This is a genomic window from Nonlabens sp. Asnod3-A02, from assembly GCF_045063755.1.
GTDB classification, from domain to species: domain Bacteria; phylum Bacteroidota; class Bacteroidia; order Flavobacteriales; family Flavobacteriaceae; genus Nonlabens; species Nonlabens xylanidelens.
This window is the reverse complement of record NZ_JBEFOC010000008.1, coordinates 348,347-364,079: the sequence shown is the minus strand read 5'-3', so window position 1 is coordinate 364,079 and position 15,733 is coordinate 348,347. Positions and strand designations below refer to the sequence as shown.

At 35.7% G+C, this 15,733-nt stretch carries 16 protein-coding genes; 9 read left to right on the top strand and 7 right to left on the bottom strand.

Translation table 11 applies throughout. The features are described 5' to 3' along the window. Positions 1-70 precede the first annotated feature (70 nt). On the top strand, positions 71-235 hold the full coding sequence (locus tag ACJJVN_RS11595; protein ID WP_405378210.1) for a hypothetical protein: 165 nt from the start codon (positions 71-73) through the stop codon (positions 233-235). Here the strand turns inward: ACJJVN_RS11595 and ACJJVN_RS11590 are convergent. After that, positions 232-816 (bottom strand): riboflavin synthase, encoded by a 585-nt coding sequence (locus ACJJVN_RS11590; protein WP_405378208.1) that lies wholly within the window; start codon positions 814-816, stop codon positions 232-234. The genes ACJJVN_RS11595 and ACJJVN_RS11590 overlap by 4 nt on opposite strands. 59 nt (positions 817-875) lie before the next feature. Here ACJJVN_RS11590 and pdxA point away from each other — a divergent pair, with 59 nt between their 5' ends. The 7 genes from pdxA (at position 876) to ACJJVN_RS11555 (ending at position 9,378) form a co-directional block, all read left to right on the top strand. Continuing rightward, the gene (gene pdxA, locus ACJJVN_RS11585) at positions 876-1,925 is read left to right on the top strand and encodes a 4-hydroxythreonine-4-phosphate dehydrogenase PdxA (protein WP_104514047.1); all 1,050 of its coding nucleotides are present in this window, start codon (positions 876-878) and stop codon (positions 1,923-1,925) included. A gap of 62 nt (positions 1,926-1,987) precedes the next feature. Continuing rightward, a complete protein-coding gene (locus tag ACJJVN_RS11580; protein WP_405370304.1) occupies positions 1,988-2,530 on the top strand; it encodes a YceD family protein in 543 nt (180 codons plus the stop codon). Between the two features lie 2 nt (positions 2,531-2,532). Further along, a complete protein-coding gene (gene rpmF, locus ACJJVN_RS11575) occupies positions 2,533-2,730 on the top strand; it encodes a 50S ribosomal protein L32 (RefSeq protein ID WP_041495498.1) in 198 nt (65 codons plus the stop codon). A 150-nt stretch (positions 2,731-2,880) separates the two neighbouring features. Beyond that, complete coding sequence (locus ACJJVN_RS11570; protein ID WP_104514046.1) at positions 2,881-3,876, top strand: beta-ketoacyl-ACP synthase III; 996 nt, start codon at positions 2,881-2,883, stop codon at positions 3,874-3,876. Between the two features lie 21 nt (positions 3,877-3,897). Beyond that, positions 3,898-4,392: an acetyl-CoA carboxylase biotin carboxyl carrier protein gene (accB, locus tag ACJJVN_RS11565; protein ID WP_405378206.1), complete on the top strand. Its 495-nt coding sequence runs from the start codon at positions 3,898-3,900 to the stop codon at positions 4,390-4,392. A 93-nt stretch (positions 4,393-4,485) separates the two neighbouring features. Next, positions 4,486-5,832, top strand: coding sequence for an acetyl-CoA carboxylase biotin carboxylase subunit (gene accC / locus ACJJVN_RS11560; protein WP_104514044.1), 1,347 nt, complete (start codon positions 4,486-4,488; stop codon positions 5,830-5,832). 135 nt (positions 5,833-5,967) lie between these two features. Next, the gene (locus tag ACJJVN_RS11555; protein WP_405378204.1) at positions 5,968-9,378 is read left to right on the top strand and encodes a hypothetical protein; all 3,411 of its coding nucleotides are present in this window, start codon (positions 5,968-5,970) and stop codon (positions 9,376-9,378) included. Here ACJJVN_RS11555 and ACJJVN_RS11550 read toward each other — a convergent pair. From ACJJVN_RS11550 to panC, 6 genes are all read right to left on the bottom strand, one after another. Further along, positions 9,375-9,914, bottom strand: a complete 540-nt coding sequence (locus ACJJVN_RS11550) for a TlpA family protein disulfide reductase (protein WP_405378202.1) — start codon at positions 9,912-9,914, stop codon at positions 9,375-9,377. The two genes, ACJJVN_RS11555 and ACJJVN_RS11550, sit on opposite strands and share 4 nt — an antisense overlap. 41 nt (positions 9,915-9,955) lie before the next feature. Further along, the gene (gene radA / locus ACJJVN_RS11545; protein WP_104514041.1) at positions 9,956-11,326 is read right to left on the bottom strand and encodes a DNA repair protein RadA; all 1,371 of its coding nucleotides are present in this window, start codon (positions 11,324-11,326) and stop codon (positions 9,956-9,958) included. Next, the gene (locus ACJJVN_RS11540; protein WP_104514040.1) at positions 11,327-12,502 is read right to left on the bottom strand and encodes an alpha/beta hydrolase; all 1,176 of its coding nucleotides are present in this window, start codon (positions 12,500-12,502) and stop codon (positions 11,327-11,329) included. It lies immediately after the preceding gene. A gap of 30 nt (positions 12,503-12,532) precedes the next feature. Next, positions 12,533-13,516: a YbhN family protein gene (locus tag ACJJVN_RS11535; protein WP_405378200.1), complete on the bottom strand. Its 984-nt coding sequence runs from the start codon at positions 13,514-13,516 to the stop codon at positions 12,533-12,535. 3 nt (positions 13,517-13,519) lie between these two features. Continuing rightward, positions 13,520-13,870: an aspartate 1-decarboxylase gene (gene panD, locus ACJJVN_RS11530; protein WP_104514038.1), complete on the bottom strand. Its 351-nt coding sequence runs from the start codon at positions 13,868-13,870 to the stop codon at positions 13,520-13,522. Between the two features lie 62 nt (positions 13,871-13,932). Beyond that, positions 13,933-14,790, bottom strand: a complete 858-nt coding sequence (panC, locus tag ACJJVN_RS11525; protein WP_405378198.1) for a pantoate--beta-alanine ligase — start codon at positions 14,788-14,790, stop codon at positions 13,933-13,935. A gap of 109 nt (positions 14,791-14,899) precedes the next feature. Here panC and ACJJVN_RS11520 point away from each other — a divergent pair, with 109 nt between their 5' ends. Beyond that, complete coding sequence (locus tag ACJJVN_RS11520) at positions 14,900-15,730, top strand: glycogen/starch synthase (RefSeq protein ID WP_104514037.1); 831 nt, start codon at positions 14,900-14,902, stop codon at positions 15,728-15,730. Positions 15,731-15,733: the final 3 nt, after the last annotated feature.

Genomic DNA, 15,733 nt, shown 5'->3' with positions numbered 1-15,733 from the left:
TTTAATATTTACATTCGCATTCCCTACAATAATCGACATGATGTTAGTTAAGTTTCACATTTTTATTTTGATGCTTGTTCAGCAAGCACCGCCGCCACCTGAGTTTGAGACAAAAATGGCTCCTACCCCTGTAGGAGATGTCGTACCCTTAGATACTAATTTATGGATATTGCTTACGGTTGCTGTAGTCTTAATTGGATATGTAGCTGTTTGCAAATTTAAAAAGGTAGCTTAAAGATTCATTAATCTTTTTACATATTTACCTATCACATCAAATTCTAGATTTACTTTATCGCCTTGAGATAAGGTTTTAAAACCTGTGTGCTCATAAGTATATGGGATAATAGCTACAGAGAAGCTGTTAGTTTTAGAGTCTACGACCGTAAGGCTTACTCCATTTATACAAATACTCCCTTTTTCAATAGTTACATTATTTAGTTCTTGATTATATTCAAAGCTGAATATCCATGAGCCATCTTTGTTTTCTGCTTGCGTGCAAATAGCTGTTTGATCTACATGACCTTGTACGATATGTCCGTCTAGTCGTGCATTCATCTTCATGGCGCGTTCTATATTAACTATAGCACCTTCTTTTAGATCTCCTATATTTGTCTTGTTAAGGGTTTCTTCTATAGCGGTTACGGTATATTGATCGCCGTCTATGGCTACAACTGTGAGACACACTCCATTATGCGCTACACTTTGATCTATTTTTAACTCGGTGGTTAAATCACAACGCAAGCTGAGGTGTAAATTTGTATTTTCTTTTCTTATCTGCATAACTTTTGCAGCACTCTCTATAATTCCTGTAAACATAACTGATTAAAAAACTTTACTTTTATCCTTTCAAAAATAAGGCTTAAAGCGCGCAATACATGAATAAGGAAGAGAATATCAAAGTAGGAATCACTATCGGTGATCCTAACGGAATAGGTGGAGAGGTTATTTTAAAGGCATTTGAAGATTCTAGAATGCTAGAGATGTTTACGCCAGTCGTTTTTGCTAGTACAAAATTACTATCCTATTACGTTAAAACGTTTAACCTTAAAGTCAAAATTCATGGAATAACTTCCTTGAACGATGTGGTTCCAGGTAAACTTAATGTGTTTAGGTTAATTAAGGAGCCGTTTAAAGTAAACTGGGGTGAGGTAAGTCCTGAAGCTGGTGAAATTGCTGTAAGAAGTCTAGAGGCTGCTACTGCAGCGTTAAAGAATAAAGATATAGATGTGTTGGTGACTGCACCTATAAATAAAGAGTCTATACATTCTGATAAGTTTAAGTTTCCAGGTCATACAGATTATTTGAATCAAGAGTTAGAAGGCGAGAGCTTAATGTTTATGGTCTCAAATGAGTTACGTGTAGGTTTACTTACAGATCATGTGCCGGTAAAAGACGTTCCTGCTAGTATTAATGCTAAGGTTATTAAAACTAAAATAGGTACGATAAAAGAATCTTTGAAAAAAGACTTTGGGATCAGTAGACCTAAAATAGCTGTTTTAGGTATCAATCCACATGTAGGAGATAATGGTGTTATAGGGACAGAAGATCAAGATACTTTAATTCCAGCTTTAGAACAATTAAGAGAAGATGGGAACATAATATTCGGCCCATATGCTGCAGATTCCTTTTTTGGGAATAAAAAATATAAAGAATTTGACGCTATTTTAGCTAGTTATCATGACCAGGGATTAATTCCTTTTAAAACTATTGCCTTCGGTAGTGGAGTGAATTTTACTGCTGGACTCAGTCATGTACGAACAAGTCCTGATCATGGGACAGGCTTTGATATTGCTGGAAAAGGAGAGGCAAATCCTGATTCGTTTATAGCTGCGATTAATTACGCGATAGAAATTTATCGCAAGAGAAAAGAGTACGATATTCTTAATAAGAATCCATTAAAAAAACTTTCTCGCAAACGAAGATAATATTAACACTAGATTTTTAATAACTTTTATTATCTTTGCCCGCTCTTTGAAAGAGTAAGATTATGGAACTCAAAGCTTTTATAATATCCTATGCTGGATTAAAAGAAGGGAAACATCAGTTTCAATTCGAGGTCGATAATACGTTTTTTGAAAATTTTGGATTTGAAGAGTTTAATAGTTCATCAATTATTGTTGATGCACAGCTAGATAAGAAAAACACCATTATGGAACTTTCTTTGGAAGCTACTGGATCAGTTAATGTTAATTGTGATGTGACTAACGAGCCTTTTGATTTAGATATAGATACGTCTATGGATCTAGTCATCAAATTTGGAGAAGCTTTTAATGATGATAATGAAGAATTATTGATCCTACCACATGGAGAATATGAATTCAATATCGCGCAATATGTGTATGAAATGCTTGTGCTTTCTATACCGCATAGAAGAGTTCATCCAGGTGTTGAAGACGGTTCTTTAGAATCAGACGTATTAGATAAACTAGACGAATTGAGAGTTTCAAATCCTGAAGAAGAGAATAACACAAAGATTACAGATCCCAGATGGGACGCATTAAAGAAATTAAAAACGGATAATAACTTATAGCCATGGCGCATCCTAAGAGAAAAATCTCGAAAACGAGAAGAGACAAAAGAAGAACACACTACAAAGCGACTGTTCCTCAAATTGCAACAGATTCAACAACTGGTGAAGCTCACCTATACCATAGAGCACACTGGCATGAAGGTAAATTATATTACCGCGGTAATGTACTTATAGACAAGACTGAGGTAGCTGAGGCTTAATCTCAATTATATATTTCTTAGAAAACCTTGGTTTTCAATATGAGATCATAAAAAATGACACGTTTTTATTAAAAATGTGTCATTTTTTGTGGTTTCTAGAGCTTTTTTAGTAGCTTTCGCAGCTCTAATTAAACCACTAGAATCACCAGTATGAGTAAAGTCAAAGCGGCGATAACAGCAGTAGGAGCCTACGCACCAGAGTATAGGCTTACTAACGCCATCTTAGAAACTATAGTCGATACTAACGACGAATGGATCACTTCTCGTACAGGGATTAAGGAAAGGCGCATTCTTAAAGATAAAGATAAGGGTACTTCTTACCTTGCTATAATGGCAGCAAAAAATCTAATTGATAAAAAGAAATTAGATCCTACTACTATAGATTTAGTAATCGTTGCTACGGTAACACCAGACATGCCAGTGGCATCCACGGCTGCTTACGTTGCTTCAGAAATAGGTGCGGTAAATGCATTCTCATATGATTTAATGGCGGCCTGTTCTGGCTTTCTTTATGGTATGAGTACTGCTAGTAGTTATATTGAATCTGGTAGGTATAAAAAAGTTCTACTTATTGGGGCAGATAAGATGTCCTCTATTATAGATTATGAAGATCGCGCGACTTGTATCATTTTTGGTGATGGAGGTGGCGCGGTTCTCTTTGAGCCTAATACAGAAGGTTATGGTTTTGAAGATGAAATACTACGCAGTGACGGTATAGGGCGTAATTTTTTAAAGATAGAAGCAGGTGGTTCATTAATGCCTGCCTCTCATGAATCTGTAGATAATAAACAACATTACGTTTTTCAAGATGGTAAAAATGTTTTTAAACACGCGGTATCAAATATGGCCGATGTTTCTGAACAAATTGTAAAACGCAATAAATTAACTAATGAAGATATAGACTGGTTAGTACCACACCAGGCAAATAAACGCATTATAGATGCAACAGCAAGAAGGGTAGATCTTCCAGAAGAGAAGGTTATGGTAAATATTCATAAATTTGGAAATACTACCAGTGCTACATTACCTTTATGCTTAAATGATTATGAAACTCAGTTAAAAAAAGGAGATCGACTAGTATTTGCTGCCTTTGGTGGTGGATTTACTTGGGGTTCTGTATATTTAACGTGGGCTTACGATAGTTAAACTTAATAACCACCCTAATTTATGGACATTAAAGAAATACAAAATTTAATCAAATTTGTTGCAAAATCTGGAGCAAGTGAGGTAAAATTAGAAATGGATGATATTAAAATCACCATTAGAACTGGTAGTGAAACTGGTGATGTAACTTACGTTTCTCAAGCTGCTCCTATGCAAATGGCTCCTGCTCAACAAGCAGTACCTATGCAACAAGCTGCTTCTGCAGCGGCACCTGCTGCACCTGCACCAGAGGCTGCTCCTGCTGCTAGTAATGATAAGTATATTACTGTAAAATCTCCTATTATTGGAACTTTTTATAGAAAAGCATCTCCAGATAAGCCTGCATTTGTTGAGGTAGGAGATAGTATTAAAGAAGGTGATACATTATGTATCATTGAGGCAATGAAACTTTTCAACGAGATTGAAAGTGAAGTTTCAGGTACTATTGTAAAAGTGCTTATCGACGATTCTTCTCCGGTAGAATTCGATCAGCCATTATTTTTAGTAGATCCGTCTTAAGTAAAAGAAGGATTTTTATGTCTTAGTGTTGGTATTGCTTCCGCTTTCGCGAAAGCGAACCATATACCGATACCTTAACTAAAAAGAAACATCATGTTTAAAAAAATATTGATTGCAAATCGCGGTGAAATAGCTCTAAGAGTTATACGTACTTGTAAGGAGATGGGAATAAAAACAGTAGCTGTTTATTCTACTGCTGATGCAGAAAGTCTTCACGTGAAATTTGCAGACGAAGCTGTGTGTATAGGACCACCTTCTAGTAGTGAGTCTTACTTAAAAATGTCTAACATTATAAGTGCCGCAGAAATTACAAATGCAGATGCAATCCATCCTGGTTATGGATTTTTATCTGAAAACGCAGACTTTTCTCGCATTTGTGATGAACATCAAATTAAATTCATAGGTGCTAGTGCAGACATGATCTCTAAAATGGGAGATAAAGCAACTGCCAAAGAAACTATGAAAGCCGCAGGTGTACCTTGTGTTCCTGGTTCTGAAGGAATCATGGTAGATTTTGCTGACTGTTTAAAAACAGCTAGAGAAACCGGTTACCCTGTAATGCTTAAAGCTACTGCAGGTGGTGGTGGTAAAGGTATGCGTGCTGTGTGGAAAGAAGAAGATCTTCAAGACGCATGGGATAGTGCTCGTTATGAGTCTAAGGCTGCCTTTGGTAATGATGATATGTATATGGAAAAACTTATTGAAGAGCCGCGCCATATTGAAATACAAATCGTAGGAGATAGTTATGGAAAAGCATGTCACTTAAGTGAGCGTGATTGTTCTGTACAAAGACGTCACCAGAAACTAACTGAAGAGGTGCCTTCTCCTTTCATGACTAAAAAATTACGTAAAGAAATGGGTGAAGCGGCTGTGAAAGCTGCTGAGTACATCGCTTATGAAGGTGCAGGAACTGTTGAATTTCTAGTTGATAAGCACCGCAATTTCTACTTTATGGAGATGAATACTCGTATCCAAGTAGAGCACCCTATTACAGAACAAGTAATAGACTTTGATCTTATTAGAGAGCAAATTCTTGTTGCCGCTGGTGTTAAGATTTCAGGAAAGAATTATGAGCCTGCGTTACATTCTATTGAGTGTAGAATAAATGCAGAAGATCCTTATCACGATTTCCGTCCATCTCCAGGAAAAATTACAACATTACATGCGCCTGGTGGTCATGGTGTAAGATTAGACACTCATGTATATGCTGGATATTCTATCCCACCTAATTATGACTCAATGATTGCAAAGTTGATTACAACTGCAAGAACACGTCAGGAAGCAATTGATAAAATGAAGCGTGCTCTAGATGAGTTTGTTATAGAAGGAATTAAAACTACTATTCCTTTCCATAGACAGCTTATGGATGAGCCGGCTTATGTAGAAGGTAATTATACTACAGCTTTCATGGATACATTTGAAATGAAGCCTAAAGCTTAAGTTAGACTTAAATTATATTATAAAAATCCTATCTAGTGCTACTAGGTGGGATTTTTTTATGGAATTAATCTATCTTATACAGTTCTATTATTAGTTATTTAAAATATTTTTGATCCAGATCTGTTTATTGTAAATATGAAATTCAAGTTCTTTCTTATTCTTTTGTTTTACAGCAGTATTGCTGGTGCACAAGAATATGCAGACTTGATAAAAAAACGCATTGCGGTTAAAGATTCTGTTCTTGTGGATTCTATAAGTATTAGTCCAGCTTATTTTAAAGTTATGGATAAAACTGGCATCGTTATAGATAGTTCTAGATATACCATCGATTATTCTAGGTCTTTACTTTTATTTAAAAATAAACTAGAAATAACGACAGACTCTATAGATGTAGTTTATAATCCATTGCCAGATTTTCTTACTAGAACGTATAGAATTTACGATCCTAAGATTATACTTGATAATGATAGCAAGCAAGAACAGCTTATTACCTTGCAAGAGCCTACTGTTACTAACGCATTTGTACCTTTTAACGGTCTTCAAACTTCTGGTAGTATTACACGTGGTGTGAGAGTAGGTAACAACCAGAATAGTGTTGTAGACTCAGAATTAGATTTAAGGATTACTGGGAAATTAAGTGATAAAGTTTCTTTGCGTGCGTCCATACAAGATGCAAATGTACCGCAAACTCAAAATGGATATTCGCAGCGTCTAGACGAGTTTGATCAAATATTCATTGAATTATATAGTGACGACTGGAGTATAAGAGCTGGAGATGTAGATTTAATTCAAGAAGATTACCAGTTCAACAACTTTACAAAGCGTGTTCAAGGAATTTCTGGGCAAGTACAATTTAATGGAGAAGATTCTAGAGGTTATGCAGGTGCTGCAGGTGCTCTAGTTAGAGGAACATTTAATATAAGCAGGTTTACTGGTCAGGAAGGAAATCAGGGACCCTATAAACTTACAGGTCAAAATGGTGAACTTTTCATACTTGTAGTTTCTGGTAGTGAGCGTGTTTTTGTTAATGGAATTCCGTTAACACGAGGTGAGAATAAGGATTATGTGATTGATTACAATGCAGGAGAGTTGCGCTTTACTCCTACGTTTCCTATTACTAGTGAGATGCGTATTTCTATAGAATATCAATACAGTGAGCGTAATTTTACTAGATTCATAGGCTATGGTAAAGGTGGTTATGAATCTCAAAAGCTTAAAATAGACAGTTATATTTATACAGAAACAGATGCAAAAAATCAGCCTTTACAACAAAATTTAAGCGATGAGCAAGTCGCCATATTAGTACAAGCAGGTGATGATCCTGAACTAGCTATTGCACCTAGCGCTATTCCTGATGATTTTTCTGAAAACCAAATTTTATACCGCAGGGAATTCATTAATGGAGCAGAACGATTTATATTTTCTCAAGACCCTAATGATGCTTTATTTAATGTAAGGTTTAGTTTTTTAGGAATTAATCAAGGTAATTACCGTCTTATCAACGATCAGGCGATTGCAAATATTTATGAATATATCGCTCCTATAAACGGTGTGCCGCAAGGTAGTTATGAGCCCGTGATACAGTTGTTTACTCCAGAGATTCTTACTATAGCTGGTCTTAAAGCAAGTTATGAACCTACCGCTGGGACTCAGATTTTTACTGAATTTGCAGCGAGTAATAAAGATTTAAATAAATTTTCTACCATTGATGATGGTGATAATAAGGGGGTTGCCTTAAAAATAGCGGCACAACAACAATTATTAGGTAAGGATAGCTTACAGTCGTTAAGTGTTCACCTTAATACAGATTATATACAAGAAAACTTCAGAAATGTAGAACGTGTCTATAACATAGAATTTAATCGCGATTGGAATTTAGAAACTGTGCAAGGCAGTCAGTTATTTACCACCTTAGGTCTTAATTATGCACGAGACTCAACTATTTCTGGCTCATATACCTATCAACATTTAGAATTTGATAAGTTCTACAAAGGAAATCGTCATGAATTAGTAGCATCTTATCAAGATAGTTTGTGGTTAGCTCGCTTTCGCGGAAGCGTGCTTAACACTAGCTCTATAGAACAAGAATCTCAGTTTAACCGTATCAATGTAGATGTTCTAAGAAAAATAAAAAAGTACTATGCCGGTACTCGAATAGAAAGTGAAGATAACCAGCAGCGACTAGCTGTGACTAACGAGTTGTCTGGTTTATCTCAAAGATTTGCTGGATATGAGTTTTATGCTGGCCATGGAGATACTACTACAACTTATGTGGAAGTAGGATATAGAAACCGCGTCAATGATAGCCTGCGTGATGACGGTAATCTGTCTAGAGTAAATACTTCTAACGATTATTACGTAAAATCTCAACCTATAAAAAATAAGGTAAGCACTCTATTAGTGTATGCAAATTATAGAAAGTTGAAAAGCGAGCTAGAAGACGTAGACGACGAGGTTTCTTTTAATTCTAGAATTCAATACAAGCGTAAGATATATGGAGGTAAAATACTTTTAAATACCACTTATGAGACGAATAGTGCAAGAATAGCAAGACAAGATTTTACTTATGTGTCAGTAAATCCTGGTCAAGGAACTTTTACATGGATAGATTATAATAACGATGGCATTCAAGATCTCAATGAATTTGAAGTAGCGCAATTTCAGGACCAAGCTAGTTTTGTTAGGATATTGCTGCCTAATCAGGTGTTCTTACCTAGTCATCAAAATAAATTTTCACAAACACTCACTTTAAATCCTATCTCGTGGACCAGTGAAAAAGGTTTTAAAAAGTTTCTTTCTAGATTTTATAATCAGACCAGTTATTTAATAGATCGTATGGTTGCTAGAGAAGGTGAGAATTTTGATCTCAATCCATTTAGTACAAGTGATGATCAGTTAGGGTTAAATTTAAGTTTTAGAAACAGTTTGTTTTTTAATCGTGGTAAGCAAAATTACACCACTAACTATACCTATTTAAGCACGGCAAATGAGAACCTGCAAAGTATAGGTAGTATCGCCAGTGATATAGAGAGTCATCAACTACGATTTTCTCATAAAATAAAAGACACTTGGTTGTTTAGTTTCAATGCTCAAAAAGGGAAGAGCGCTAGTAGTAGTGAGAATTTTTCTAATAGAAATTACGAGATCGACGATGTGTTATTGAATCCTCAACTGTCTTATTTGTTTGATAATAGCAACCGTCTAGAAGTGTTTTACGAATTTCAAAATAAGGATAATCAGGTGAATGATGTAGCTGTATTAAACCAGCAAAATATAGGTTTAGGCTGGGCATTCAATAAGGCTCAAAAATATGCTGTAAATGGCGAAATCAAATATGTGAAAAATGATTTTGAAGGTCAGGCATTCTCACCGGTAGGCTTCCAGATGTTAGAGGGATTACAACCAGGAACTAACTTTACTTGGAATTTCTTATTCCAGAAAAACCTGACTAAATTTCTAGATCTTAATCTAAGTTATAATGGGCGTAGTAGTGAAACTGCACAAACTGTCCATACAGGAAGTGTGCAATTGAAGGCATTTTTCTAAATAGCAAGAAACCCATCAATAGTAGTTTCTAGATCTTTTTCTGCTGGTCTTCTTGCATTGTCATCTACCATGCGGCCATTTTTATCAAACAACATATATCTAGGGATAGAACTCACATTGTTATCTTGAAATAATTTTGCTTTAGGATAGTTGCGGGCCAGAAAACTATTTTCTGTCAGGTTAAATTGTTTTGCAGCTCTTTCCCATTTTCCAGGATCTTGGTCTGTAGAAATAAAGATAAAGGTCACGTCTTTACCTTTGTACTTTTCTTGTAGTTTTTCAGAGTAGGGCATCATCGCTTTGCAAGGCCCGCACCAGCTAGCCCATATATCTAGGTATACTACCTTACCTTTATTTTCTGCTAAGATTTGATCTAGGTTAGTGTAATTATCATCAAAATCTGTAAGATGTACAATGTCATTACTAGATATATCAGCGTCTGCAAATTTTACAGCTTGTTTCTTTTCTGTTTTTTCAGCTTGCTCACCACAGCTTGTTATTAGTATTGCTGCTAGAATTATAAATATATTTTTCATTTTCTTGTTTTTGGCTTTGATGTTCTTGAAACTTGTTGTTTCTAACTAAACAAATATCGAACTAAATCTTCAATTTTTGAAAAGGCTTGTACTTCAGTTCCTGTGTTTTTAAATTCTTGTTTGCTAGGCGCGATAAAAACCTTATCAAAACCTAATTTTGCCACCTCATTCACACGTTGCTCCATGCGGCTTACTGGTCGTATCTCACCACCTAATCCTACCTCTGCACTGAAACAGTGCTGTGAGGATAACTCTAGGTCAAAGTTAGAAGATAAAATAGCAGCTACAACAGCAAGGTCTATCGCAGGATCATCTACAGTGATTCCGCCAGTGATATTTAGAAACACATCTTTCTGACCTAGTTTAAAACCAGCTCTTTTTTCGAGAACGGCTAGAATCATGTTAAGTCTTTTGAGATTGTAACCTGTCGCACTACGTTGTGGTGTTCCATAAACCGCTGTGCTTACTAGCGCTTGCACTTCTATCATAAGTGGTCGCATTCCTTCCATGGTGGCAGCTATCGCAGTACCGCTTAGTGTCGCGCCACGTTGTGAAATTAAAATCTCACTAGGGTTAGTTACTTCTCTTAATCCATGACCTAGCATTTCATAAATACCTATCTCATGCGTACTACCGAAACGGTTTTTAAGCGCTCTTAATATTCTGTACGTGTGATTGCGATCTCCTTCAAATTGTAACACCGTATCTACCATGTGCTCTAAGATCTTAGGACCAGCGATATTACCATCTTTAGTAATGTGGCCGATAAGGAGCACAGGAGTGTTCGTTTCTTTGGCAAATTTAATAAGCTCACTAGTACATTCTCTAATTTGAGAAACACTACCAGGAGAGCTCTCTATATGATCTGTTTGAAGTGTTTGTATAGAGTCTATAATCAAAACATCTGGCTCTACTTCAGTTATTTGTCTGAATATGTTTTGCGTTTTAGTCTCTGTGAGGATATAGCAGTTAACAGCCTCTTCTTTAATGCGATTTGCTCGCATTTTAATTTGTTGAGCACTTTCTTCACCAGACACATAAAGTGTTTTAAAAGGTAAATTAAGGCATACTTGAAGTAGTAAAGTTGATTTACCTATACCAGGTTCACCACCTAAAAGAGTAATGGAACCAGGAACTAGTCCACCACCTAGAACTCTATTAAATTCTGCATTAGTGGTGTCCAGTCTAGGACTTTCGGCAGCATTTATTTCAGATATTAATTGTGGTTTTGGGGCACGCTTTCGCGAAAGCGGAACTTCTCCAACAGCACTTTCCCAAGTTTTTTTCTGTTCCTTTTGAACGACCTCTTCAACTAGTGTATTCCATTCTTTACAAGTGGAACACTGCCCTTGCCATTTAGAATGTTGCGAGCCGCAACTTTGACAAAACCAGGTAGTCTTTACTTTAGCCATTTACTCTTTTTCTTTAATTTGTAGCAGTTCTACTTTATCAAGAACATCTTCTTTGCTTATACCTACTGCAGGTTCTAGTCCATAGGCAGCATTAAAGGCTTTTATCGCTCTAGATGGTCTGCCTATTCCTTCATATCCTAGTCCTTCTATATAACGGCCATAAAGAATATCAGGATATACCTCGTTTGCTAGCACACCTATATCTATAAGTTGATCCCAGTCTTGTTTAGATTCAACATAATCGGCTATGGTGACTAGATCTACCAGGCGCAGTTTCATATCTACTCCATAAACCTCTTTTATTAATCGATATTTTTCTTGAATGCGATCAATGATGCGTACCATTCCTTTTTTCTTCTCATCTCCTTCAAATTTAGCTTCTTCGGCAAGGTCTTGTTCTAGTAGTTGCTCTTCGTCTATAAGCTGGTATTCTTGAAAAATGAAATCTAAACCACGAGGTATTGCATGTGCTGCAACCGAGTATTTATTAGTTCCTTCTATTTTATCATGTTTCAGGTTAAGATTTTTCTTAGTTGCAAATAGTGAATCGGTCTCGGTAGTTATTATCTCACTTAGGGAGTTGTCCTTTTCTGGAGTAGCTACATAGAAATAGTTGTATTCCTGCAATTGGCTAATTTTAGGAATCAGATTTTGTTGAATTATAGGAGAGTACTCTGGGTCAATCTGTATCAATGCATCTATTGCTATTTTTTTTCGCATTAGGTAAAAGCTAGCAAGGTTTGCTGTAATATCTTTGGCAACTATAACGGTAAAAGGTGCAACTCTATATTCATTTACCATGGTTTGTTTTATCTCCATGACAAAATCCATGAATTTAAGAGATTGTTGCTCTGGAAAACCAGAATCCTGATTTATTTCAGTGTCGTCATAACGGCTTTGTCTTTGATTTATTCCCACTACAAAGGACTCTGGCATCTGATCCCAATAAGCAAGGTAGTCTGCAGTTCCTGCTACTGGTTCAAATAAAAAATCTCCATCTAATACTATAATAAGAGGATAAGTCTTTTCTGGATTTTTAGAATAATTACGTGGTTTTAAAATTTTCACATTACGGTCTTCACCCAGTACGTCACTTGGAAAAGATCTATATAATGCTTGAGAGAATGCTAGGTGTCCTATGAATAGGAGGGTTGCGAGGGTTGTAAACTTATTCATCAAGAGAAATTTATGATCGGGAATTTACAATTATTTACTTGAAAGACTACCTCTCAAGGATAACAATAGTAAAGATATTAGACCGTATACGAGAACTAACATAGTTTGAGAAAGCCATAATATCCATCCAAATGATGTTCCTAATGTTTCTGAAATACCAAAAACTAACAACACCTGAGCGATAAAATATGGGTAAGCGCCAAAGCCTCCATTTGTGAATGCTACTGCAAAACTACCAGCTACAAAGGCGCATAAAATGGCGCTTATGGGTATGGTCTCAATACCTGGAATAGCATAAATACTTACATAGAACATAACCAAGTACATGCTCCAAATAAATAAAGTATGGAAGAAATAGAGCCACTTTTTTTTCATGGTCCATATGGTCATAAATCCTTCTTTCATTCCTAGAATAAAGCTTTTTACTTTATTGAATAATTGAAGTTTTCTAGAGATAAAAATGATCGATATGATAATTAATAAAAAGATAGCAATGTAGAGAGTTGCTTTTATTGGGTCCGCTTTCGCGAAAGCGGATTCTAAATGATCTTTAAAGAAACCAATAATGGCATCGCCCGCACTAAGTATGGCAGTAGCTGTTATTATTAAAAGAATGATAAGGTCTAGAACACGCTCTGCTATAATGGTTCCTATCGCTTTGTCCATAGGAATGTGGTCAGACCGGTTGATTATGGCTGCTCTAGAGATCTCGCCACTGCGAGGTATGATAAGGTTCATGGCATACCCTGCGCCTATAGCCATAACATTAGTGATGAATTTAGGTTTTTTGCCGAGAGTTTCTAGCATGTAATTCCATCGCCAGGCTCTTGATAAATGACTTAAAAAGGCAAATGTAACTGCAAGTGCTATCCATGCATAGTTAGCATCTAGAAGATAAGAGTATACTTTTTCTCTTTCTTCATCAGTAAACTGGTTGTAAGAAATGTAAATAAGAAAAAAGCCCAATAATAGTGGTAGGGCGATTTTTAATATTTTAAAAATAAGACTCTTCAATGCTTATGAAAGCGTGTTGTCTTCTTCATTAGGAAAAAGAAGCGTCGGTTTAAATTTCTTTGCTTCTTCCATGCTCATTTGCGCATAGCATATGAGGATCAATACATCTCCTTTAGAAACTTTTCTAGCGGCGGCACCGTTAAGTGTTATTTCTCCACTACCACGAGGTCCTGGAATAGCATAGGTTTCTAGGCGATTACCGTTATTATTATTAACGATTTGTACCTTTTCTCCTTCTACGATGTTTGCACCATCCATTAGGTCTTCATCAATTGTGATGCTACCTATGTAGTTAAGATCTGCTCCGGTTACCTTAACGCGGTGAATTTTTGATTTTACAACTGTAATTAACATGTGGCAAATATACGATTTACTGTAAATTATTTAATCATAGCTTTTAATTTCTTGTTTAAGAGCTAGTTTTGGGGTAATGAGATGTTATCTATTAATCGCACTCCTTCTATACGAGCGACTATAAAACCTCTATAATGGTGTTTTTTGTATTTGCGTGTTACTGGGTGCAGGGTCTCTTCACTAGTGATTGTGAAATACTCAAGTGTAAAGTCAGGTTCTTTTTTAAAAAGATCGTGAATTAGTTGTTGGGTTTTTAAAATGCTGTTTTTCTTAAAATAACTTTGAGCTTTAAGTAACGTGGTATGTATAAAAGCTGCTTTTTCTCTTGTAGTTTTAGATAGTTGCTCATTTCTGGAGCTCATGGCTAGACCATGAGGTTCTCTTTTAATAGGACAACCTATAATATTTAAGTCTAGACCTAGTTTTTCAACTAGTTTTTTAACTATTTGTAATTGTTGGAAATCTTTTTCTCCAAAAAAAGCTTTGTCTGGCGTTACTGCTTTAAATAGAAATTCTAAAATGGTACCTACACCATCAAAATGTCCAGGGCGGTTTGCACCTTCCATCACATTTTCTAATCCGTCGTAAGAATAGCTTTTTGCGGCGGTATTATTTCCATAAACATCTTCAACACTGGGTGCATAAACAGTTAGTTTATTAGGGTCTATATGTTCTTTAATAAATAGAACATCCTTTTCTACAGTACGCGGATATTTATCCAGATCATTTCTATTATCAAATTGAGTGGGATTCACAAAGATGGATACTACCAGGTGATCGCATTCTGAAATAGCTTGTTTCATTAAAGATATATGCCCTTCATGAAGAGCGCCCATAGTTGGGACAAATCCTACAGTTTTTTTACTGTGAATATGATTGTTAAGGTATTCTGTAAGTAGTTTGTGTGAATCAAAAATCATAACATTCTTTAACATGATAGTGCCTACAAACATAAGGTTTACAAAGCAAAGTGCAAGAAATTGCTTATTTTTGCAACTTGCTAAAAGTTAGGCAACAATAAAAAGATCTATGAAGGAAAAAAGAGTTCTATACGTATCGTCAGAAGTTATACCATATTTACCAGAGACAGAAGCCTCATCTATGTCTTATTTTGCCCCTAAAATGGTGAACGATCGTGGTGGTCAAATACGTATTTTTATGCCAAGATTTGGTAATATAAATGAGAGAAGACATCAGTTACACGAGGTAATTCGCCTTAGTGGTATGAATTTGATTATCAATGATCTTGATATGCCTCTCATTATAAAAGTTGCGTCTATTCCTAAAGAACGTATGCAGGTTTACTTCATTGATAATGAAGATTACTTTAAAAGAAAGGCAACTCTTACAGATGAAGATGGTGAGTTGTTTCCAGATAATGATGAGCGTGCGATTTTCTTTGCAAAAGGAGTCATTGAAACGGTAAAAAAATTGAATTGGGCACCAGATATTATTCATGTTCATGGATGGTTAGCTAGTTTGCTTCCGTTGTATTTGAAAAATTATTATGGTAATGATCCATTATTTGAGGAAAGTAAAATAGTTACCTCAATATATAATCAATCCTTTGAAGGTGCGTTAGATGATGAGATGATTGAGAAACTTCAATATGATGCATTAGATGACGAGGCTCTTGAAGAATTTGAAGACCCTACTTATGTTAATTTAATGAAGAGCGCAATTAAGTATAGTGATGCTATTATTAAAGGAAGTGAAGAATTAGATTCTGAAATTGATGAGTATATTGACGGACAAGAAGATAAGCCTGTTTTAAAGTACTACTCGCCAGAAGAATTTGCTGATGCTTATGAAGAGTTCTATCTTGATCAAGTTTTAAACGAAAAACAAGAAGAAGCTTAAGAA